The organism is Vibrio vulnificus NBRC 15645 = ATCC 27562 (assembly GCF_002224265.1).
GTDB lineage: Bacteria > Pseudomonadota > Gammaproteobacteria > Enterobacterales > Vibrionaceae > Vibrio > Vibrio vulnificus.
In genome coordinates, this window is the sequence record NZ_CP012882.1 from 261,210 (window position 1) to 284,846 (window position 23,637).

The following is a 23,637-nucleotide window of genomic DNA, read 5'->3' on the forward strand; positions in this document are numbered from 1 at the left end:
CAAGGCCGAGTGGCAAGAGCGTTGAGTTAAGCACCTTCGAGGGGCGCTCTTCGCCCCTATTTTGGATGCGAAAGAGGGCTTGGTTGCTGAACTCAGCTCACCGAGTACTCTAACTCAGAGTAAAACTCCGAATGACTTTAGCAACCAGTTCAGCCTGATTACGGGTTGCGGTCTTCGCTAGGCAGGCTTTAATCTGCTGTCGAATCGTGTTGCTGGTTGCAGCACGTAGCACGGCAATTTCATCAACCAAAGAGCCAGAGCAAAGTAAACTGGTCACTTCCGCTTCCGCTAAGGTCAATGAAAACAAAGACATTATTTCTTGAGGATGAATTTTAAATCGGCTCGCGCAAGCTTGCACCATCACTAAACAACAAGCGACATTGTGTGGCCCAATCGGCGTCACGACTTGGTAAAACCAAGGCTTTAATGTCACTCGATAAACCATATGCGCATCCCAAGCATAAAAACGCTTATCAAACTCTGCGCCAAGGATAGCCGCGGATTGATTCAAACCGAGTTTAAATTGAGCATCTGTCTCTGCTAAAGCGAAGCTTAATCGGCGTGAAAAGAAAGCCGACGATTGAAACAACGTGCTGTCAGACAATAAGCGTTGAGCCGATGCATTTAAGTAACGCAGCTCTGCATGGTAGTCACAAACAAAAATGGCTTCAGGTAACACATCCAGTAACGCATGCTGTGCACCTGCCGCGTTGCTCTGCTGCATACGCAGTGACATCCCTAGAGCGTGATCAATATGAGGAAGAAACGCATTGGCCGCCGCCACCTGCTGCTGAGAATAGTAAGCCGTGTCAGGCCCTGACATAAACGCAATTTCGGTGATCAATTGGCTATCCGGTTTAGCGAGTAAACAGCCAATTGAATTTCTGATTGCCGCGGGCTTCGCAAAATCCGAGTAAATTTCGGAACCAACAAAATCCTTATCATTGCAAACCAAATGGCTAGCATGAAACTGGTTGGCATCATGTCGTGCCAATCCCTGCGTCCACAAATCTACTTTATAAAAATGCTCTTGATAGGTTTCAAAATGGCCTGATTCAAAGCCATGAGCAACAAATCGAGATGGCGAATGATCAACACTCGATCGGCTAGCAATAAATGCGTGCGAAGACCCTAATACTTCACTCAGGCGGACCAACACCTCTTGCCATAATTCAGGCTTCTCAATGGTGCTGTAAATCTGTTTTACAATATCCACCTTATCAACTTGACTCATATCCACCCATCAATCAGAAGCAGTCAACTGCGCAAAAAGTATTAAACCTCCACTCCGCATTGTCAAATAAATGTGAAAAATGTTAATAGCATTACCCATATGGGTATTGTTGGGCAAAATGCTCGATGAAATACTCGGCTTCGATGACAAGACAAGGTTTGCCTTGTGCAAAATAATAAAATCGATTGGAGCACATATGAAAATACGACTACTAACAGGATGTGTAGCACTTGCTTTGGCAGGGTGCGGCGGCAGTAGCGATTCATCTACCCCGACACCACAAAGCAAAACGGGGGTCTTTTTAGATAGTCCCGTCATAGGCATGAATTATCGCACTGCAACCATCAGTGACGGTATGACAACGGAAGACGGAAAATTCACCTATTTAGAAGGTGAAACGGTCACCTTTTACCTTGGCGATCTCACCTTGCCAGCCGTCAAAGCTGGTGCTCAGGTCACGCCGGCTGATATCGGTGGAGGGCTAGCCACCACCACCACGGTTAACATTTTGCAATTGCTGCAAAGCTTGGACGATAACGGCGATCTCTCGGATGGTATCACCATTATCGATACCAGTAAGGATGCTTTTGTCGGCACAGGATTAGATCTCAGCAGTGATACTTTTGACGCGTCTGTTAGCGCCATTTTAACCAGCATAGGTAAAACCTTAGTCACTGAAGAAGCCGCTCAAACTCACTTTACCGACACCTTAAAAGGCCAGTTGACCGGTAGTTGGTTATTTAGTGAAGGCGCAGGCAAGCGCAATATACTTACCTTCTTCAACGACAATAACTACATCATTGTGCATGAACATTCAGACTTCCCTGACGATGGCGACCAACCTGCTGGCTCGGCTGAATACGGCACTTATACCTACGATCCTGCCACCCAAATGTTGGCGCTTAACGTGATTCGCGAATCGGATAATTCCGGCGGATTAGCAGACGACTTTGGCTCAATCACTCTCGAAGTTCAGGCCACACAAACGACTCTAGACATCACTTTCGCTGATGAAGACGGTGAACAGGTTCGATTTAGCAAAATCACCGACAGCAGTAATGCTATGGTGGGTGCTTGGTACTTGAGAGAAGATGACATCAGCAGCGATAACATCTTGACCATACTGCCGAATAATCAATATGTGATTGTGCACACCAATAACCAAGAAGCCTACAACGGCGCAGAGGTTATGGCCACATCTGGCGAATTTGGTAGCTTTAGCCTCAATGGTGGTGTGTTCACCGTCACCAGCATTACTTCCGAAGCAGACGGTCCGGGCGGGTTATATGATCAGGATAGCCCCATGTTTAGCGCGACTATCACGGTAACAGACAATGAAAGCCTCAACTTTACTAACTCGGATGAGAATTTCACCTTCAGCCGAATCAAGTAAGCTCTTGAGAGAGAGTTTCTGGCTGCAACCGATGCCTTTCAAAAACAACTGATCTTGCGAGCATTAGAGTCGAACCAAGGTAACTGGGCCGCCACCGCAAGGCAATTAGAGCTCGACAGTGGCAACCTCCATCGTCTAGCCAAGCGATTAGGTATTATGTAACAAAAGGGGCTCAATGAGCCCCGAAACATAACGATGTACCGAATCTACTGCTCACCTTGGCTTGAGATGAACACGATCTCGTGCTCAGTAGAGGCATCCACCAAACGAGAAATATCCAATGTTTCGAGTATTTTATGCTCGAAGGTTTCATCCGAAGAAAGCAGCCACTTTCGGAATTTTTTCTTCGAAGCTTCGCCTTCTAATCGATATTTAAACTCAAAGCTCAATATATAGTTATCTTTAATAGGCAAATTATATAATCTTCTAAAGGTATTTTTATAATCTATGTTCCCCTCTGCATACTTAGAATAACAATATTTTCCTATTTTCACAGATTCACATTTTATTGGTGGATATGACCTCAAATACGAACCAAGCAGGTAGTCATTTTTTTCTATAGAATCATCGTCACTATCTGGTACATTCCCCCAAACTTTATTAGCGTATCTGTATGCATTTTCCATATCCTCGGTATGCCTTCCGCGTTGGCTTTTATTATCTGGATTTGGATCGTGATAATAGTCAACATACTCTTTTTCAAGAATACGACCAAGGGATTCAACATCGGCAATGTTTTCTTTCACTTGTTTTATTCTAACGATAGCAAGTAGCAAACCCTGACTACTACATGGAAGTAAAGGATTTTTGATGACATTGCTAAATCGATAGGACACAAAACCAAGATGAACAATTTCTTCATGGCCTTCATTAACAAAAGCATCATTAGATATAGGTAAAGACACACATTCCATCTCATAGACAAAGCTAGAGTAATTGTTTGGAAATGAGCATTCGTAAAAATAATCATCTATTTTATATTGAGCCAGTTCTAATCTTTCAAAATTAGGTTTGCCTCTAAAACCATCTCGAAAGTTTTTAATAAACATAATATATCTATCACTTAACTGAAATAGAATTTAAATGTGAGTCGAACAAACGAGATATCTCGAGCGTTTCAAGGACTATATGTTCAAACGTTTCATCGGAAGAAAGCAGCCACTTACGGAATTTTTTCTTAGATGATTCGCCTTCTAAGCGATATTTAAACAAAAAGCTCAACATATAGTTGTCTTTGAGCGGAAGGTTGTACACGCGTTGGAAAATATGTTTGTAGTTAATATCACCTTCAACGTACTTAGAATATGTCTGTTTACCAAGGGTAATAGATGTACATTTTATTGGCGGATAGGCCCTCATATAGTTTCCTAAAATATAGGCATCTCTTGATTTTTTATCCTCATCATCTGAATACTTATCCCATCTTTTCTTTGCATATTCAAAAGCGTGATTCATATCCTCGGTATGCCGACCACGCAACGTTCTTTCTACTGGCACAGGATCATGATAAAAATCTAGATATTCTTTTTCTATCACTGCGTTTAGCGATTCAACACCATCAAATGATTGTGGCACTTTTTTAAGTCTCACGATCACTAGCAATAAGCCTTGACTATTATAGGGATCGATAGGGTTGATAATGACGTTGTGAAATCGATATGAGAAGAAACCCAGATCAACTTTATGCTCAAAAAAGTTAGGATCAGCACTGTCACTAAGTACGTCTAAGTCCGTTTCCTGAAGATAGTATTTAAAACTAGAGTAATTATCGGGAAACGAGAATTCATAGAGATGATCACCGATTCGATATCGAGCATGAGATCTGCTTACAAAATTGGGTTTTCCCCTAAAGCCATCAATAAGATACTTAATAATGATATTTTTCCTCTGATAAAAATCACCATCAGCCCTTCAATGACGTTCGCATTCAGTTTTATGGATTTGTCAAACAGGTTTGTCATTGCAAATATCAATATTAAATTAAAAATTCACAGCCTCAGATCAAATGCTCATTTCATTCAGAAAAATGAGACGTACCTAAGTCACCTGTGAAAGTAACTTTTTTGTAGATTTCATGAAAATCGCGTCGAGTAATAGACACCAACGTTCAAAAGCCCCTCTTCAAACACGACATGCCAGAGTCGATCACCAAAACACTGGCATTCCCCCAGCTCACAAGCCTTTAATGTTTGTTCGTGGAAAGTCTGGGGCAATCTTGGCAAAGGGTTCCGTTGCGGCACTTGTATGCTAAACAACAGCTCATCCTAATGTGTTTGAGCCCGCTTTCAGTGTCTTCTTTGATTAGACTCGCTAAGTGCTTGTCAGATAGATGAAATGCATCCAACCAAAGTTTCGCTTGCTGCTCGATATAGCTATTGTCGAGTTCAGGTCTCATGGATTGAAGCTTGATCAGACAACTTAAAATCAGATCGGCGAGCAAGTGGTTGGTAAATCCAGGGCGAATTCGTGTCCATTGGTTGATTTGTTGACGGTATTGTTCGAACAAACGTAATAGCTGCTCACCAGCTCTCGGGACCAATACCTCCGGCTCGCCATGCCAGTGCATTTCAGAGGCAAAGCGGTATCCTGCAATAAAACCACGATGCTGGAACTGGGCAAAGTTCGCAAAATCTGGCAACGACTTTAGCCCATAGATAGAGAGAAAACTGAGATAGATAGGTTGCCAGCAGAGCAAGTCCCAGGTGCGTGTTAACCAATAACCGCTGCCCGCTTCTGGATTGGCCTGTGCAAGTTGGTGATAAATGCTCTGTATGATGGCAGTGCTGTTTGGATTTCCGACCAAGATGCACGCTTTCGGCAACTCACCGAACGAGCCTTTTAAATAGGGGGAAACCTGCTTCGAATGCGTGAAAATTAATTGATAAATAGCGGGTGGAGGCGGACGAAACCAAAAAAGTTTGAGCCATTCTGGGCGCATAGACAACAAATATCGAGTGTGAGTTGGTCAATACCTTAACGCAGCGGGAATTGTAAAACTTAACAATACGGTGCAAAATGATAACCATTCTCTTTTGATTGACTTAACAGTTGTACACTGAGGCCACCCTCATGGTTGAGGTACAATTCAATCCGCATGGTTGGTATTCATTGTGGCAACAGCACAAAGTAAAAACAGATCGATATCGACATTCAATCGCATCAGCAAGGTGTTGTCGTTTATTCATAACAACCTGGATGCTTCACTGTCACTGGAAGAAATTGCGGAGCAAAGTTGCTGGTCACGCTGGCAATTGCAACGCGTCTTCCAATCGGAAACGGGCTTAACCGTCGCGCACTATGTACGTGAGTTGAAACTGAGCACTGCCGCTGAAATGCTGTTGGACACGGATCAGCGAGTCATTGATATCGCCCTTTCCCTTGGCTTTAATTCCGAGATCGCCTTTAGCCGCGCATTCAAGCAGTTGTTTGGCGATAGCCCTCGCCTCTATCGCAAGCAAGCGCAACGCTTTGGCCTAAAGAAACCCATCGAAATATCAGAAGTTAATCACGCTGGCATCAATACAAGCTCGTTTGTTGAAGTGAAAGTCGACACCAAAGAAGCGTTTTTGCTGAAAGGGGTTCATGGGGAAATTAATGGCTTATTTTCTCTTAAGCCCAATTTCGCGCAAGTCGTCCCTCTGCTTTGGAAAAGCCTTGAAGAGGCGGCTACAAACCTTCCGCCATTAACGAACCGAAGGCTTGGTGTCGTGGATGTGACCCAAGCGAGTTTCGATGGTAGCCGCATCAAGTATTGGGCGGGTATCGAACTTGATTCGAACATCTCCCTTCCTGAACTACCCAGTTTGATTTCTGATCAACTCGAAACGCTGGCAGTGCCCGAACAAACTTACGCGATCGTAAAACACAAAGGCCCGATTGAGCGACTCCCGAGAACGTTAGAATGGTTCATTATTCATTGGCTGCCAAATTCTGGCTATCGCGGTATAGATGGTTATGAACTGGAAGTCTACCCCTCTGACTATCAACTCAACTCACTCAATGCTGAAATGGAGTACTGGGTACCGATCCAAAAAGTATGAGGTTATCCAAGACCATGCGTATCCCAAGTAACTTTAAGTTTGTGTTGAAGTTGCACCAAATTGTTAACTATCTTTTGAGCCGCCCAATACAATGCAAATGAGAATTACTACCATTAAGTATGCATTGGTATTTAGGGACAATATGAACACAACAACTCCATTTAAAACTTCCTCTATCGCGCTTGCGATCATGGCGACGTTTACCACTCCTCTTGTTGCTGGCGCGCAAAGCAGCGTCGAAAACACTCAGCTTGAAACTACCCAACTTGAAACCATTACGGTTCTTGGCAAGGTCTATCGCAATACGGCGACCAAAACGGCGTTAGAGCCCGAGGAGACGCCACAAGGTGTGACGATCATTGATAAAGAGCTGCTGGATCAGCGCGGTGTTAAATCGGTCAATGAAGCCCTACGCTACGCTCCGGGCGTAGTGACGGAACAAAAAGGTGCTGCGGTCACCATGTACGACAACTTTTCTATCCGCGGCTTTGAGACCAACAACCAGAACTATTACGATGGTTTGATCCTGCCTTACTTAGCGGGCTGGAACTTGCATCCGCAAATTGACCCAGTCGCGATTCAGCAAATTGAAGTGTTTAAAGGCCCAACCTCGGTGCTCTACGGAACCATGCCTCCGGGCGGCATGGTCAACATCATTGCCAAATCACCTCAACAAGAGCAAAGCACATCGGTAGGGCTGGCAACGGGCTCACGTCATCTTGTGCAAGCGTCGCTGGACTCTGCTGGGCAAATCGGTGACAGCAACCTATCCTACCGACTGGTGGCCATGGCACGTAAGCAAGATAGCCAAGTCAATGGTGCAGAAGAAGAGCGTTATCTCATCGCGCCATCTCTCGACTGGCAAGTGACCGATCGCACTCTGATCAACGTGAATCTTTACTATCAGAACGATCCCGCCATGGGCATCAACTCTTCCATGCCTGTTGAAGTGGTGAAAAGACAATCACCTTCGGTCTCGATGGGGGATACCAATTGGAGTACCTTCGAGCGCGACGTACTCATGCTTGGCTATAAACTCAATCACGAGTTCAATGACAACTGGTCATTTCTACAAAATGCCCGTTATACCGATGCCTCTTTGTACCAAGAGAACACTTATCACCTCGATACCGGCTTTACAGCGGCGACGGGTGCGCTGTCTCGAAATATCTATACGACCGATGAAAGCTATAAGAGTGTGGTGATAGACAACCAGCTTTCTGGTCTAGTGACGATGGGCAATTGGCAACACAACTTGCTGGTTGGCGTCGATTACCAAGATCTCGATGGGGATTCTTCATACAAAGAGTTCGCTGGCAACGCTGCTTTTTATACCTTCAACGCCTATCAGCCAAACAACCATCTGTTAGACAAAAGCCAACTCAACGAAGTCTATTCAGAGCGCCACGACATTGGCTTTGAACAGTTGGGCGTCTATTTCCAAGATCAAATACGCCACGGCCAACTGATTTTGCTGGCGGGTGGACGTTACGATCTGTTCAAATCCCACGATGATAAGACTAGTACTGCGCCAACGTATGATGGCAAAGAGACGTCCGATCACAACCAGTTCTCCTACCGTGTTGGTGCTTTATATGAGCTTGGCAATGGCCTGTCACCCTTTGCCAACTATGCCACCAGCTTTGAACCCGCGGCAGGCACCGACATCAACGGTAAGAGCTTGAAACCGCAAACGGGTGAGCAGATCGAAGTCGGCTTTAAGTACATGTCTGCCGACATGGCCAACATGCTGACCGCGTCTTACTTCCACATTACCAAATTTGACTCCATTGCCGCCGACCCTAACGACCCGACATTCCGTGCAAAAATCCAATTGGGCGAAGTAACGTCTCAAGGTGTCGAGCTTGAAGGGCAAGCCTATCTTGCTGATAACTGGGATGTGCTGGCCTCTTATACCTACCTTGATATGGAAGTGAAAAAAGCCACCGATGCCACGCTTGTCGGAACGACCCCAATTTATGTGCCAAAACACAGCGCAAATCTTTGGACCAACTACTACCTCACTTCCGGCGCTTTAAGTGGTGTGCGCATTGGTGGTGGTGTACGTTATGTGGGCGAAATGGAAATGGACGCGACCAACACCCAAGGCAAGGTGCCATCGTACACGGTTACTGACCTCTCGCTTGGTTACGACCTGGGCAACGCGAGTGATTCGCTCAATGGCGCGCAAGTCAACTTGGTGGTGAACAACCTGTTCAATGAGCAATATTACTCATGTTACAACCAGACCAACTGCTGGTTTGGTGCGGAGCAAACCGTCGAGCTCAACGTGAATTACGGCTTCTAGCCAAATAGAATCGACAAAAAAAGCAACTCTTTCGGAGTTGCTTTTTCTATTTCACTTCGCTTCAACTAGGCATTTTCTAGCTGAGCAACCATGCTACGCGCCACCGCTTCGGCCACTTTAATGCCGTCGATACCCGCAGAGAGGATACCGCCTGCATAACCTGCACCCTCACCCGCTGGGTAGAAACCTTTGAGGTTAACGCTTTGGTATTCTTTGTCGCGCTTGATGCACACAGGAGAAGAGGTACGCGTTTCCACACCAGTCAGCAAACCGTCTTCAGAGGCAAAACCTTTGATCTTGCGATCAAACGCAGGAATCGCTTCACGGATCGCTTCAATCGCGAAGGATGGCAACGCCTTCTCAAGGTCCGTCAGTTTGATACCTGGCGTGAACGATGGCTCCACGTCACCAAGGGCGCTTGGATCACGGCCTTTCAGGAAGTCACCAATTTTCTGTGCTGGTGCGTCGTAGTTTTCACCACCAAGACGGTAAGCATTAGATTCAAGCTCGCGTTGGAAACGGATACCCGCCAGCGGATCGCCCGGGTAATCAATCTCAGGAGAGATACCCACCACAATCGCACTGTTGGCGTTACGCTCAGCACGCGAATATTGACTCATGCCGTTTGTCACAACGCGGCCTTCTTCAGAGGTCGCCGCTACTACCGTGCCACCTGGACACATACAGAAGCTGTAAACCGTGCGGCCATTCTTACAGTGATGCACCAGTTTGTAATCTGCCGCGCCGAGAATTGGATTGCCCGCGTTTGGACCAAAACGCGCTTCGTCGATCATCGACTGTTTGTGCTCGATACGGAAACCGACAGAGAACGGCTTCGCTTCCATATAAACGCCGCGCTCATGCAGCATTTCAAAGGTATCGCGCGCACTGTGACCCACGGCCAGTACCACATGGCGAGATTTCAGCTCTTCACCGTTAGACAGCGTTACACCCGTGATTTGACCATCTTCCATATGGATATCGTCAACGCGCGTGCTAAAGCGGATCTCACCGCCGAGCTCAAGAATTTTCGCGCGCATTTTTTCGATCATCGTAACCAGCTTAAAGGTACCGATGTGCGGCTTACTCACGTAGAGGATCTCTTCTGGTGCGCCTGCGGCAACAAACTCGGTGATCACTTTGCGGCCGTAGAAATTAGGATCTTTCACTTGGCTGTAAAGTTTACCGTCAGAAAAAGTGCCCGCACCGCCTTCACCAAACTGTACGTTTGACTCCGGATTCAGCGTACGCTTACGCCAAAAACCGAAGGTATCTTTGGTACGCTCACGCACCTCTTTACCACGTTCAACAATGATTGGGTTGAAACCCATTTGCGCCAACACAAGGCCAGCAAACAAGCCACAAGGGCCAAAACCAATCACGATTGGGCGCTCAGTGAGGTTCGCTGGCGCTTGAGCAACATACTTGTATTCCATGTCCGGCGTTTCACGAACATGGGGATCTTTACTGAACTTCGCCAACAACTTATCTTGGTTCGCCACTTCAATATCCAGCGTGTAGATCAACTGGATATTGGTCTTTTTACGCGCATCGTAACCACGTCTAAACATGGAAAAAGAAAGAACCTGCTCTGCGGGAATGCCGAGCTTGGCGGTAATGGCTTCGAGAAGCGCGCCTTCCTCATGGTCGAGAGGAAGTCGAAGTTCAGTTAAACGTATCATGGGATGTCTCGTTACAGTTGGTGTCTTAGCCTTGCTAAGTCATTTCCTTTTAGGGAAAGCAACCAGCGCAGCTCACAATGGCGCGCATTTTACGAGAAATTGCATTCTATGTCATACAAAAAGCAGAACTGGGTCATACTAAAAACCAGAACGAGGCAAAGTTCACCATAACAATCGCCGTCACCAATGTTGAATTTTGCCTTGGGATCAGTATCATCCCCCTTCTTCATTTTTGACCGCAACGTGTCATTGAAGAATGTGTTTCACTGAACTAAAGAGCGCTATGTCATGGCATTTGTGGTAACTGATAACTGTATCCAATGTAAATACACGGATTGTGTCGCCGTTTGCCCGGCGGATGCCTTTCACGAAGGGCCGAACTTCATGGTGATCAACCCCATCGAGTGCATCGACTGTGGTTTGTGTGTGGACGAGTGTGCCGCAGCGGCAATCTTCCAAGAAGATGAGCTGCCAGAAGATCAAGTGATCTACAAAGAGCTGAACGCGGAACTGGCAGAGCTCTGGCCTGTACAAACTGAAGTGAAGCCAGCAATGGATGAAGCGGAAAAGTGGAATGGCGTGCCAAACAAGTTGGACATGCTCGAAAGATAAATTTTCCCACCAAATCGATAGGTTAAGCAGATTTGAGAAAAACGGAATCAATAAAAAAGCGTCGTATTCCACGACGCTTTTTTGCTATTTCACAGCTGCAAAACAATACGCTTAACTGTGCTGACGGCGAATGTTGTCGAGAATAATGCCCGTTGCCATCGCCACATTGAGCGACTCTGCCCCACCAAACGCCGGAATGGTGATCTTGTCGGTGACGAACTTTGACGCTTGTTCACGAACACCGTGAGATTCGCTGCCCATCAGCAAAATGCCTTGCGCTGAAAACGTCGTTTTGTGAACACTTTCCCCTTCGAGAAACGCACCGTAAATTGGCAAGTTTGCCTGCTCTAAGTAACTGGGCAGATCAACCAAGCTCACCTGCACACGGCCAAAGCTGCCCATGGTGGCACTGATGGTTTTCGGGTTGTATGGATCAGCGCAATCGCTGCTGGCAACAATGTGTTTGATGCCGTACCAATCCGCCACGCGGATGATGGTACCAAGGTTACCGGGGTCAGACACACCATCAAGGGCGATCATCAAACCTTGTGCTTTTGGCGTTTCAATCGCAGGGATCTCCACCACCGCAATCGCCGCGTTGTTGCTCACCAGCGTGCTCGCCTTCGTCAAATCATCCAACGATGCTTCAATGCATTCATAACCAGCCAGCTCAACCGCATGTTGCTGTAGAAACTCTGCCGTGGCAAAAACCTGTTTCACCTTGAGCGTGCTGTTGGCCAACTCAAGGACATTTTTTTCACCTTGAACCAGAAATAAGCCAAGCGCTTTGCGCTGTTTCTTTTGCCCCAAAGCTCGAAGCAGTTTTAGTTGGTTTTTTGAAATCATTGCATTGTCCCAGATAAAAGCGTGCGAATTATAGAGCAAAGCCGCGATGAGCTAAAGGGGATTAAATGGAAACAGAATAAGCAGAAAGCATCAGTCTGGCGCAGCGCCAGACTGATGCTTGTTCGGGTTAGGCTTGAGCCAAAGAAGCCGTTCCTTTTACCTCGGATTCAACTGCAGACTTATCAAACCCTTCATGCAGATGGTAGTAACGTTGGTAAATCACAGCACTGATCGTCATCATGATGGCAGGTAAACCAATCATCATAAATTCAAGCCCCATGATAGTGCTTGCCGATTGCTCTACGTTAGGGACGTAACCGACAACCGACAAGCCCACACCTACAATGAAGCCACCTGCTGCGCCTGCGAATTTCACAAGCATGGTTTGTACTGAGAAGATAACACTCTCGCTACGACGACCGGTTTTGTGCTCGCCGTAGTCCACAACGTCCGCCAGCATCACCGTTTGCAGCGCGTTCGCAATACCTACACCGAATTTAATTGCCGCCCCCGCCATACCAATCATTAGCGCGTTAGCTGGTGCAACAAAGCCCATCAATAGTAGAAGTACACAAGACAGAATTGGGAAGCCACAAGCGATAGGCCATAGCAACTTGCGTGGTAGTAGAGCAGCAATGCGAGGGAACAAGAACACACCCGCCACTTCTGCCGCGCCTGCCACCGCCATGTAAACTGGGAATAGCTCTGCGTTGCCCAGTGCGTAAGAGAAGTAGTAAATCGCAAAGCCGCCCACCAATAGGTTCGCAATTTGGAAAGAGAGAACCGTGCCAATCAGCGCTTTAAGCTGGTCGTTTTTGCCAATGATGGTCAATACGTCTTTGAAGCTGAACTTCTCTGCGGGTTTCGCGTTAGCTGGCGCCGCTTTCTCTTTGACGTTACGAGCAATCAAAAATGCGCTCATCACAAAAAGAACCGCAATCAACATCGCAACATTAAAGAAACCGTCACCTTGGTTGCCGTTACCCAACTCACCGACAATGTGCAGACCGTAAGTCCCCGTAATGAACCATGCAAGGCTTGCAAACAGGCGCGGCCATACCACCAGCTTCTCGCGCTCTTGGCGAGAACTTGATAGCGCCGGAATCATTGACCAATAAGGAATATCCATAATGGTGTAGGTTAAACCCCAAAGGATATAAGCCGCGGCCGCGTAGATGTAAAGCGTCGTCCCTTCAAACATGTGCGTACTAAAAAGGCCAACTAAAACGATCGCATTTAACAGCGTACCAATCACAATCCAAGGGCGGAACTTACCGAACTTAGAACGCGTATTGTCGACGATCACCCCCATCATTGGGTCTGTAATCGCATCGATAATACGTGCAGCTAAAAAGATGGTACCGACGAAAGCGGCAGACAAGCCGGCCACGTCCGTAAAGTAGAACATTAAGAAGATATAGATTGGGGCACAGGCAAAGTCTTTACCGAGTGCGCCAAGACCGTAGGACAGCTTGGTTTGTAGCGTAATTTTTTCAGACATAATCATTCCTTAGTATCGTATCGCGCAGCACTCCCTAACGAGAAGCCATCACGTCGACGTCTTTTATTTAGTTTTCGATGCTCATGCTACTCACCGACAGGATCCATTACCACTTTATGGAAACGTTTACAGTTCAATTTTCAAAATGAGACATTGAACAATTTTATTATGACCATTTCCAGAAAATAACGTTTAATTCCCTAACTTTAACATCAAAGTTCATCAATAAGTCATGATAACGATTTCAGAAAAAACAAAAAACAACGCAAAAAGCCGTACAGATCTGGCCTCTGTACGGCAATAAAAACAAAGAAGAAACAACGAAGGCGTCTATTTAGTGAATACGTTCGAACATCAACAACATCGCACTTTCTGCATCAAGAATTGGCATGGTTAAACCGACCTCTTCACACCATGCGCCGGACAGTTCGCAGCCCGATTCTGTCCAAGGTGGTTGGTAATTCACGATGTCATCGTAGTTAGACGGCTTATCCAATACCGTCACTCGATATGTGGCTTGTGGATCTAAACCCGGTATGCGCAAATGCCCACTGAGAGAGTTCGTCGGCATCGCGAGCTGAGCAATCATCACCACAGCTTGAGAGTGATCGTTTGCTACCACCGCATGAATTTGATGCGCTTTATCATCGGTTGGGACACGCCAAGTTCTGCCACTGTGTAGCAGTGGACGCAGCATTTTGTGCAGTTTGATATAGCGCTCAAAGCCTTCTTTCTCGGCTTGCGCTTCTTTGACCGGATCAAGTTCAATCCCCATATGGCCGAACAGTGCCGTAAGCCCACGGAACTCGATACTATGGCGACGGCGCGTGCTATGACAATGGCTGGCACCAATATGGCTGCCCATCACCTCCGGCGGGAAAAAGTAGCTCATGCCACGTTGAATCGTTTGGCGCTCAAGCGCGTCATTATTGTCTGAAGCCCAGAATCGATGTGTGCGTTTCAGCACTTCAAAATCAATACGACCACCACCTGCCGCGCAAGATTCAATCTCGACTTTCGGGTGCTTTTCGCGAACTTTATCGACTAACTGATAGTAACGTTGGGTTTGATTGTGCCCTGCAGCTTGGCCTAAATGCGCTGGCTGCACCACTTCACGGTTCATATCCCATTTGATGTAGGCGATATTGTAAGTCGAGAGGAAATGATCCAATCGTTCAAACAAAAAGTTAAACGCATCATCGTTTTGTAGGTTAATCACATACTGGTTGCGACCGGTTGGCTGTTGGTAACCCTCAACGGCCAATAACCAATCAGGGTGCGCGCGATACAAATCTGAATCTTTGTTGATCATCTCCGGTTCGAACCACAAACCAAACTCCATGCCCAGTTTGTTGACGTGCTCGACGATCGGTTGCAAACCATTTGGGTACTTGGTTTCACATAAGAACCAGTCCCCTAGCCCAGCTTTGTCGCCGTTGCGCCCTTTGAACCAGCCATCATCAATGATAAAGCGTTCTACACCCATCTCCGCCGACTGAGTTGCCATTGACATGATGTACTCTGGATCGTGATCGAAGTAGATGCCTTCCCACGTATTGAGATGAATAGGGCGCAGCTTGTTGGTGAAATCCTCAGGCAAAATGGAATCACGAACGTGCGAGTGGAAATGGTGGCTCATGCCATTCAAACCACAATTGCTGTAGCTCGCGTACAACCACGGCGTGGTCAGGCTTTCGCCTTCTTTTAGTGCCACTTCACCTGGAAGATAAATCACCTCCGCTTGCATGTAACGGCGACCATCGGCTTTGACGTCCACACGAAGCCTATGATTACCACTCCATGCGAAATGGAATCCCCATACATCGCCACTCATTTCGTCAAAATGCGCGCTGCCAGCAACCAACGCAGGATAATGTTCATGGGAAGTGCGTCCACGACGGTTCTCTTGTTGGTAGCCGCCTTGTAGCAATGGCTGGCGCACCGTTTGGAACTCGTGAACCCAACGGCCGTAGTAAGTCATCAACTCATTCGCACGGGCAGGCAAAGGCAAAGTGTTCGCTAAGCGGTTCACTTGGTATAGACCCGCTTTAATGTTGGTGAGTGTGTGGCGCGTTTTGATCACATCATGCAGATCCAGCATCAGCTCGGTTGTCAGGCGAAGGCCCGCAATCGCATCTTCGCTTTGAATGATGATGAAACCTTGGCCATGTTCAATATGGGAGATGACAAACACGGGTGCCCAATCTTGGCCATCACGATGCCCTTCCACACCCGGACTACTGAACACACCACGGCCAAGTTCAGGATGCAGTGTCATAGCAACATCAGTATCAAGGCGACCATATGGCACAGGGCGATGCAGTGCAATGCGAGCACTTTCAAGCTTCCCTTGAATCTTGTTTCCCCAGTGCAGAATCTCCGCGTATTCGCCGAGCTCGACCATCAACTGAGTTTCCCGACCGCTTAACTCAATCACTGTTTTGTTCGTCATCATGCCTTACCTAAAAACGAGAAATTACGCCGCATCATAATGAAACGGGCAAAATAATCTGTGAGCCACTGCAAAATCATGAAAACGTTTCCAGATTTATTCAAACTCAGTGCCATCGCCCCCTTTAAAACCAAGACCGAGGCTCTTATTCAACATTTTAAGCACTCACACGCATCACCATGGCTGGTGGCAAAACAACGATCATTCTCACATTGCTATGGATTTATCTTGTGCGAGTGGAAAAATGCCACACGCATCATGAAAACGTTTCCAAATCTTCATTACACTCAGGCTCAATTAAGAACTTGTTACTTGCTCGCGCTGCTCTAAAACACACTGACTTATCCGCCTGCAGGTAACATCAATCATATAGGCACCACATGACTGCATTTTCAGAAATTCTCCAACGACGCGACTGGGAAAACCCGCAATCCGTGAACATTCACTGCCTAAAGGCACACAGTCCGCTCGCCAGTTTTCGCGATATGGCCCACGCTCGCGATGGTATTCACGCCCAGCGCCAATCGCTAAATGGACAATGGAAATTCAAACTGTTTGATGCGCCAGAGCAGGTGGAGGGCCAGTTCACGCAGGCCGATTTCAATGACGCTGAATGGGATGAGATCCCCGTGCCGTCCAACTGGCAACTGCACGGTTACGACAAACCCATTTACGCCAATATTAAATACCCATTTGACGTGAACCCGCCGTTCGTGCCCCGTGAAAACCCAACCGGTTGTTACCGCACTAGGGTATCGTTGTCGCCAGAAGATTTGCTCAACACCCAACGCATCATCTTCGACGGTGTGAACTCGGCGTTCCATCTTTGGTGTAACGGCACTTGGGTTGGCTACAGCCAAGACAGCCGTTTGCCTGCCGAATTTGATCTCACATCACACCTAGTCGCGGGGAAAAACACACTTGCGGTCATGGTGATGCGTTGGTGTGATGGCAGCTATTTAGAAGACCAAGATATGTGGTGGTTAAGTGGTATCTTCCGCGACGTGACTTTGCTGTCTAAACCACAACATTGCATCGAAGATGTGTTCATCACGCCGGAGCTCGACGCCTGCTATCGCGACGGCTCACTCTCCGTTGTCACCACCATTACGGCACCAGAAACCTATCAAGTACAGGCTCAATTGTTTGAGGGTAAGCAAGCGGTCACTGAGCCAAACATCGCTCGCCCACACAACCGTCGCATCGACGAGCGTGGTACTTGGAATGATGTGGTATTCCAAACCTTGCACCTGCGCGAACCTAAAAAATGGAGCGCAGAAACGCCGAACCTCTACCGCTTAGTCGTTTCACTGTTGGATGAAAACGGCACACATCTCGAGAGCGAAGCGTACCCAGTGGGTTTCCGTAAAGTGGAAATCAGCGAGGGTCAGTTGAAGCTCAACGGCAAGCCGCTGCTGATCCGCGGGGTCAATCGCCACGAGCATCACCCAGAGCTCGGCCACGTGATGACAGAAGAGGATATGATCCGCGACATCTGCCTGATGAAACAATACAACTTCAACGCAGTGCGCACCGCTCATTATCCAAACCATCCTCGTTGGTACGAACTGTGTGACCAATACGGCTTGTACGTGTGCGATGAAGCGAACATTGAAACCCACGGCATGCAGCCAATGAGCCGCTTATCGAGCGATCCGCAATGGGCGCATGCATACATGAGTCGCTACACCCAAATGGTCCTGCGCGATAAAAACCACCCCTCAATCATCATCTGGTCTTTAGGTAATGAATCGGGCCACGGCAGTAACCACAACGCCATGTACGCGTGGTCGAAAAACTTTGACCCGTCACGCCCTGTACAATACGAAGGCGGCGGTTCAAACACCAGCGCCACCGACATCATTGCGCCGATGTACGCTCGCGTGAATACCCTTGTTGCAGATGAAGCAGTGCCAAAATGGCCAATCAAAAAATGGATTTCGCTGCCTAACGAAACGCGCCCATTGATCTTGTGCGAATACGCCCATGCGATGGGCAACAGCCTGGGCAGTTTTAATGACTACTGGACGGCATTTCGTGAGTTCCCACGCCTACAGGGCGGCTTTATTTGGGATTGGGTCGACCAAGGCTTGAGCCAATGGGATGAAAATGGCCAACACTTTTGGGCCTACGGCGGCGACTTTGGTGATGAAATCAATGACCGTCAATTCTGTATCAACGGTTTGATCTTCCCCGATCGCACCGTGCACCCCACGTTGGAAGAAGCCAAATATTGCCAACGTATGATCACCGTATCGCTGCAAGCACAAACCCAAGCAGCCTGCACACTGTTGGTGACCAACGAGAACCTATTCCGTGCCACCGATAACGAGCAACTCAACTGGTCCCTATTGGAAAATGGCCAAGTCATCCAAACGGGCTCGCAAGTGCTTAATGTAGGGGCAGACAGCCAAACAAGCCTTGAGATTGCACTGAATTTCACGCCAAAAGCGCAGGCGCAATACCACTTAAATATCGACATCTGCCTTATTGAAGCGACGTCATGGGCTTCCGAAGGCCATGTGGTGGCGACAGAACAAATAGCGCTGCGCAATCACGCTGGCCTTGCCATGCCAACCTTGCGCACACAGCCGGCACCTAAGCTGACCCAAAACGGCCACGCCATTGTGGTCCGCAGTCTGGATGAAAAGCATCAATGGCGCTGGGATAGCCAAAGCGGCTTGCTGGTGGAATGGAACGTGGATGGCAAAGCGCAAATGCTGGCCGCGCCACAAGACAACTTCTTCCGCGCCCCGCTGGACAACGACATCGGCATCAGTGAAGTGGATAACGTAGATCCCAACGCTTGGGTATGCCGTTGGGAGATGGCGGGCATTGGTCAGTGGCAGCGTCACTGTGTTCATTGCGAGAGCGAAACGCTCGCTCACGCCGTAGTCGTGACCACCACGTTTGCCTACCACTTTGGCGGCGAAGTGCAAGCCATTACCAAGTGGACGCACACACTCAGCAACGATGGCGAGATGCAATGGGATGTTGATGTCACACTGGCAGACGCTCTGCCGCCAATGCCGCGTATTGGCTTGGAGTTGCAACTGCCTCTTCACCAAACCGACACGCCGATCACATGGCAAGGCTTAGGCCCATTTGAAAACTATCCAGATCGCTTGGCCGCAGCACGTTTTGGCTTACATACACAAACGCTGACGCAGATGCACACACCGTACATCTTCCCAACCGACAGCGGCCTGCGTTGTGGCACGCACTGGTTGCAAGTGAACGAATTGGCCATCTCGGGTGACTTCCAGTTCAGTGTTAGCCAATACGCTCAGCAACAATTGGCAGAAGCGAAACATACCCATGATTTGGTAGCACAAGAGCAGATTTACCTGCGCCTAGACCACCAGCACATGGGGGTTGGCGGTGACGATTCTTGGAGCCCAAGTGTGCACAAAGAATTCCAACTAACCGAGAAACACTACCGCTACCAGTTGCGATTTAGCCCGGCTTCACGCTAGCGCTCATTCGCCTCCAGGCTTTCTTTCTAAGCCAAATCCTATAAGCCAAGCCTTTGATTTTGCGTCCAAGGCTTGGCTTTGTCGTTTTAGTGCGTTTTCTTGCACTCGAACACTACTTTTCTGACCAACGTTTACACACAAGATAAAAACCACACTCAAATCACAAAACCCCTACAAACATTAACATTCGATTACAAATCTGGTGAAATTTTTATCTAGTTCACATTAATTGATTCGTTTGTCACTATACTCAAAGGGTAAACGTTTTCACCAATTATAAAATTAATTGCAGATTACGAATTACCCCTACAGCAAACCAATAACAAACAATCAGGATTTTTCTATGAGAAAGGTTACTCTACTTGCTCTGCTCACTGCTGGTGTAGGCTTTGGAACACAAGCTCTAGCGGATACCACCCTTGGATTTACTATCTACAAGTACGACGACAACTTCATGTCGGTTGTGCGCCAAGCCATTGAAAAAGAAGCGGCATCAGACAAAAGCACTCGTATTTTGATGAACGATTCGCAAAACAGCCAGTCGATGCAAAACGACCAAGTGGACGTCATGCTGGCTCGTGGCGTGCAAGCGCTGGCCATTAACCTGGTTGACCCTGCGGCTGCCCCAACCATCATCCAAAAAGCGAAAATGGACGATGTGCCTATCGTGTTCTACAACAAAGAACCCAGCCCACAAGCGCTAGCGAGCTACGACAAAGCTTACTACGTCGGTACCGACTCAAAAGAATCGGGCATCATTCAAGGTGATCTCATCGCGCAAGCGTGGAAAGCCAACCCAGCATGGGACAAAAACGGCGATGGCGTATTGCAATACGTGATGCTAAAAGGCGAACCCGGCCACCCAGATGCAGAAGCTCGCACCACGTATTCTGTACAAACCATCAATGAAAACGGCATCAAAACCGAAGAGTTGCACATGGATACCGGCATGTGGGATACCGCGATGGCGAAAGACAAAATGGACGCTTGGCTCTCTGGCCCTAACGGCAGCAAAATCGAAGTGGTGATTGCCAACAACGACGGCATGGCGATGGGCGCGGTAGAAGCACTACGCGGCGCGGGCGTGAAACTGCCTGTGTACGGTGTTGATGCTCTAGCGGAAGCGTTAGCGCTGGTCAAATCTGGCGACATGGCCGGTACCGTACTCAACGATGCCGAATCCCAAGCGAAAGCGACCTTTGAACTGTCACGCAACCTAGCCGATGGCAAACAGCCTGCAGAAGGCACTCGCTGGCAAGTCGTGAACAAAATTGTTCGCGTGCCTTATGTTGGCGTTGATAAAGATACCTTGAACTAATTTAGTGCCCGGGGGAGCACGCTCCCCCTATGCGCTTTCTTCATTGTCACACTGTCGTTAGAGAACATTTCTGTTGTCCGCCCATTGACGAAATAAAGAGAGACCATGGTAAATCAAACACATGAATTCCTGTTGGAAATGACAGGAGTAAGTAAAGAGTTTCCTGGGGTAAAGGCATTAGATAAGGTTAATTTAAAAGTTCGCCCTCATTCTATTCATGCATTAATGGGAGAAAATGGGGCCGGCAAATCAACACTATTAAAATGTCTATTTGGTATTTACGAGAAGAATGAAGGAAATATTCTCTTTCTCGGCAAGGAAGTGAATTTCACCTCGTCAAAAGAAGCATTGGAATCCGGTGTTTCTATGGTTCACCAAGAATTGAACCAAGTAAAACAATGCTCCGTTATGGACAATATTTGGCTCGGTCGTTATCCAAAGAAAGGGTTCTTTGTTGATCACGATAAAATGTATCGCGATACCAAAGAAATCTTTGCCGAACTGGATATCGATATCGATCCTAAAGTCAAAGTCGCGACCTTATCCGTGTCCCAAATGCAGATGGTTGAGATCGCCAAAGCGTTCTCCTATGACGCCAAAATCGTCATCATGGATGAGCCCACCTCATCGCTGACGGAAAAAGAAGTCGGCCACCTGTTTACCATCATCAACAAGCTCAAAGAGAAAGGCTGTGGCGTGGTGTACATCTCGCACAAGATGGAAGAAATCTTTGCTATCTGCGATGAAATCACCATTTTGCGCGATGGACAATGGGTCGACACTCGCCCTCTCAAAGGGCTCGATATGGACCAGATCATCGCCATGATGGTTGGCCGCGAGTTGACGCATCGTTTCCCTGAAAAAACCAACACACCGAAAGATGTGATTTTGCAAGTGGAAAACCTCACCGCGCTTAACCAGCCGTCGATTCAAGATGTCTCCTTTGAACTGAAAGCAGGCGAAATCTTAGGCGTTGCTGGCCTTGTGGGTTCACGCAGAACCGACATCGTCGAAACGATTTTCGGTGTACGCGAACGCAGCGAAGGGCACATTCGCTTGCATGGTCGTGAGATGAAAAACCGCGATGCGCACGAAGCGATCAACAACGGTTTTGCCCTCGTAACCGAGGAACGTCGCTCCACCGGCATCTACGGCAACCTCGATATCACCTTCAATGCATTGGTGGCCAACGTTGATGAGTACAAAACCAAAATGGGCCTACTCAGCGACAAAAAGATGAAGAGTGACACGCAGTGGGTGATTGATTCCATGCGCGTGAAAACTCCCTCTCATCAAACCCACATCAGCTCTTTGTCGGGTGGTAATCAGCAGAAAGTCATCATTGGCCGCTGGCTGCTCACGCAACCGGAAATCCTCATGCTGGATGAACCGACACGCGGGATCGACGTTGGCGCGAAGTTTGAGATTTACCAATTGATTCTCGAATTAGCCAAGAAAAACAAAGGCATCATTATTATTTCTTCGGAAATGCCGGAATTACTGGGTATTACAGACCGAATATTAGTCATGAGTAATGGCCGCGCAGCGGGCATCGTTAATACCAAAGAAACTTCACAGAATGAAATATTAGAACTGGCTTCTCGCTATCTCTAGGGAATGAATTATGGACGCTGTTAAATCTTTCGCATTAAAGCATTTAAAAGAGAGCGCAATATACGCGGTTCTCCTTATTCTACTGGCTGTTATTGTTATTCAAGAGCCATCGTTTCTTAGCTTGAGAAACTTAAGTAATATCCTGACTCAATCTTCCGTGCGTGTCATCATCGCTCTCGGTGTCGCCGGCCTGATTGTCACCCAAGGCACCGACCTTTCCGCCGGTCGCCAAGTGGGTTTGGCGGCGGTGATTTCGGCCACCTTGTTGCAGTCGATAGATAACGTCAACAAAGTGTTCCCAGGCATTGGCGAAGTGCCCATCGTCGCGGTGATCATTTGCGTGTGCTTGATCGGTGCCATCATCGGTTTGGTCAACGGCGTTATCGTTGCTTACCTGAAAGTAACGCCTTTTATCGCCACATTAGGCACTATGATCATCGTTTACGGCATCAACTCGCTTTACTACGATGCGGTAGGCGCCTCTCCGATTGCGGGCTTTGATGAGCGTTTCACTACCTTTACGCAAGGCTTTATCAACCTCGGGGGTTTCCGTTTCTCCTACATCACCTTCTACGCCATCATCGCCATTGTCTTTATGTGGGTGCTGTGGAACAAAACCGTGTTTGGCAAAAACATTTTCGCCGTGGGTGGTAACCCAGAAGCGGCCAAAGTGTCTGGTGTGAACGTGCCACTGACCTTGTTGAAAGTGTATGCCCTTTCTGGTGTGCTTTACGCCTTTGGCGGTATGTTGGAAGCTGGCCGTATCGGCAGTGCCACCAATAACTTAGGTTTCTTATACGAGCTTGATGCCATCGCCGCGTGTGTGGTCGGTGGTGTTTCATTTGCCGGTGGTGTCGGCAGTATTGCTGGTGTTGTCACGGGTGTGTTGATCTTCACCGTCATCAACTATGGTATGACCTACATCGGCGTCAGCCCATATTGGCAATACATTATTAAAGGCTCCATCATCGTCTTCGCGGTCGCGCTCGATTCGATGAAATACGCCAACAAAAAATAACCCCCAACTGCGCCTAGCGCCCGCCCTGCCCTTACCGGCAGGGCTTTTTTAACACCGTTCGGAGAAAAATCCTCTCGAAACTTGAGCTTATCCGACATTTATTCGGTTGCCATTTGAGTTATCGCCATGGGCGGTGTTAAATG

At 47.7% G+C, this 23,637-nt stretch carries 16 protein-coding genes and 1 pseudogene; 9 read left to right on the top strand and 8 right to left on the bottom strand.

The window, feature by feature from the left end; translation table 11 throughout:
* Positions 1 to 109: 109 nt before the first annotated feature.
* A complete protein-coding gene (locus tag AOT11_RS16930) occupies positions 110 to 1,234 on the bottom strand; it encodes a helix-turn-helix transcriptional regulator (protein ID WP_017421810.1) in 1,125 nt (374 codons plus the stop codon).
* A gap of 196 nt (positions 1,235 to 1,430) precedes the next feature.
* Here AOT11_RS16930 and AOT11_RS16935 point away from each other — a divergent pair, with 196 nt between their 5' ends.
* A complete protein-coding gene (locus tag AOT11_RS16935) occupies positions 1,431 to 2,627 on the top strand; it encodes an adhesin (RefSeq protein ID WP_223848368.1) in 1,197 nt (398 codons plus the stop codon).
* A 24-nt stretch (positions 2,628 to 2,651) separates the two neighbouring features.
* Positions 2,652 to 2,789 (top strand): annotated as a pseudogene (locus AOT11_RS24270) (helix-turn-helix domain-containing protein); the annotation flags it as partial.
* A gap of 44 nt (positions 2,790 to 2,833) precedes the next feature.
* On the opposite strand, the gene AOT11_RS16940 reads toward AOT11_RS24270, so the two are convergent.
* From AOT11_RS16940 to AOT11_RS16955, 3 genes are all read right to left on the bottom strand, one after another.
* On the bottom strand, positions 2,834 to 3,676 hold the full coding sequence (locus AOT11_RS16940; protein ID WP_017421808.1) for a hypothetical protein: 843 nt from the start codon (positions 3,674 to 3,676) through the stop codon (positions 2,834 to 2,836).
* 10 nt (positions 3,677 to 3,686) lie between these two features.
* A complete protein-coding gene (locus AOT11_RS16945; RefSeq protein ID WP_017421807.1) occupies positions 3,687 to 4,223 on the bottom strand; it encodes a hypothetical protein in 537 nt (178 codons plus the stop codon).
* 586 nt (positions 4,224 to 4,809) lie between these two features.
* Positions 4,810 to 5,565 (bottom strand): siderophore ferric iron reductase, encoded by a 756-nt coding sequence (locus AOT11_RS16955; RefSeq protein ID WP_017421805.1) that lies wholly within the window; start codon positions 5,563 to 5,565, stop codon positions 4,810 to 4,812.
* A 172-nt stretch (positions 5,566 to 5,737) separates the two neighbouring features.
* On the opposite strand from AOT11_RS16955, the gene AOT11_RS16960 reads away from it, so the two are divergent.
* Together AOT11_RS16960 and AOT11_RS16965 are read left to right on the top strand one after the other, a co-directional pair.
* Positions 5,738 to 6,667, top strand: a complete 930-nt coding sequence (locus tag AOT11_RS16960) for an AraC family transcriptional regulator (RefSeq protein ID WP_017421804.1) — start codon at positions 5,738 to 5,740, stop codon at positions 6,665 to 6,667.
* 142 nt (positions 6,668 to 6,809) lie between these two features.
* Positions 6,810 to 8,975, top strand: coding sequence for a TonB-dependent siderophore receptor (locus tag AOT11_RS16965; RefSeq protein WP_017421803.1), 2,166 nt, complete (start codon positions 6,810 to 6,812; stop codon positions 8,973 to 8,975).
* Positions 8,976 to 9,040: 65 nt separating this feature from the next.
* Here AOT11_RS16965 and AOT11_RS16970 read toward each other — a convergent pair whose 3' ends face one another.
* On the bottom strand, positions 9,041 to 10,657 hold the full coding sequence (locus AOT11_RS16970; protein WP_017421802.1) for an NAD(P)/FAD-dependent oxidoreductase: 1,617 nt from the start codon (positions 10,655 to 10,657) through the stop codon (positions 9,041 to 9,043).
* A 288-nt stretch (positions 10,658 to 10,945) separates the two neighbouring features.
* Here AOT11_RS16970 and fdxA point away from each other — a divergent pair, with 288 nt between their 5' ends.
* Entirely contained in the window at positions 10,946 to 11,269 is a 324-nt protein-coding gene (fdxA, locus tag AOT11_RS16975; protein ID WP_011082218.1) for a ferredoxin FdxA, read from the top strand.
* Positions 11,270 to 11,380: 111 nt separating this feature from the next.
* Here fdxA and AOT11_RS16980 read toward each other — a convergent pair whose 3' ends face one another.
* The 3 genes from AOT11_RS16980 to AOT11_RS16990 form a co-directional block, all read right to left on the bottom strand.
* Positions 11,381 to 12,115: an RNA methyltransferase gene (locus tag AOT11_RS16980; RefSeq protein WP_017421800.1), complete on the bottom strand. Its 735-nt coding sequence runs from the start codon at positions 12,113 to 12,115 to the stop codon at positions 11,381 to 11,383.
* Between the two features lie 127 nt (positions 12,116 to 12,242).
* Positions 12,243 to 13,616, bottom strand: a complete 1,374-nt coding sequence (gene melB, locus AOT11_RS16985; RefSeq protein WP_026050584.1) for a melibiose:sodium transporter MelB — start codon at positions 13,614 to 13,616, stop codon at positions 12,243 to 12,245.
* 334 nt (positions 13,617 to 13,950) lie between these two features.
* The gene (locus AOT11_RS16990) at positions 13,951 to 16,071 is read right to left on the bottom strand and encodes an alpha-galactosidase (RefSeq protein WP_017421798.1); all 2,121 of its coding nucleotides are present in this window, start codon (positions 16,069 to 16,071) and stop codon (positions 13,951 to 13,953) included.
* A 377-nt stretch (positions 16,072 to 16,448) separates the two neighbouring features.
* Between AOT11_RS16990 and AOT11_RS17000 the strand changes: the two genes are divergently transcribed.
* From AOT11_RS17000 to mglC, 4 genes are all read left to right on the top strand, one after another.
* Positions 16,449 to 19,544: a beta-galactosidase gene (locus AOT11_RS17000; protein ID WP_017421796.1), complete on the top strand. Its 3,096-nt coding sequence runs from the start codon at positions 16,449 to 16,451 to the stop codon at positions 19,542 to 19,544.
* A gap of 343 nt (positions 19,545 to 19,887) precedes the next feature.
* Positions 19,888 to 20,862, top strand: coding sequence for a galactose/glucose ABC transporter substrate-binding protein MglB (mglB, locus tag AOT11_RS17005; RefSeq protein ID WP_011082209.1), 975 nt, complete (start codon positions 19,888 to 19,890; stop codon positions 20,860 to 20,862).
* 105 nt (positions 20,863 to 20,967) lie between these two features.
* The gene (gene mglA / locus AOT11_RS17010; protein ID WP_017421794.1) at positions 20,968 to 22,476 is read left to right on the top strand and encodes a galactose/methyl galactoside ABC transporter ATP-binding protein MglA; all 1,509 of its coding nucleotides are present in this window, start codon (positions 20,968 to 20,970) and stop codon (positions 22,474 to 22,476) included.
* Positions 22,477 to 22,486: 10 nt separating this feature from the next.
* Positions 22,487 to 23,494 carry a galactose/methyl galactoside ABC transporter permease MglC gene (gene mglC / locus AOT11_RS17015; protein WP_011082207.1) on the top strand — a complete coding sequence of 336 codons (1,008 nt, stop codon included), beginning with the start codon at positions 22,487 to 22,489 and terminating at the stop codon, positions 23,492 to 23,494.
* The last annotated feature ends 143 nt before the right edge of the window (positions 23,495 to 23,637 follow it).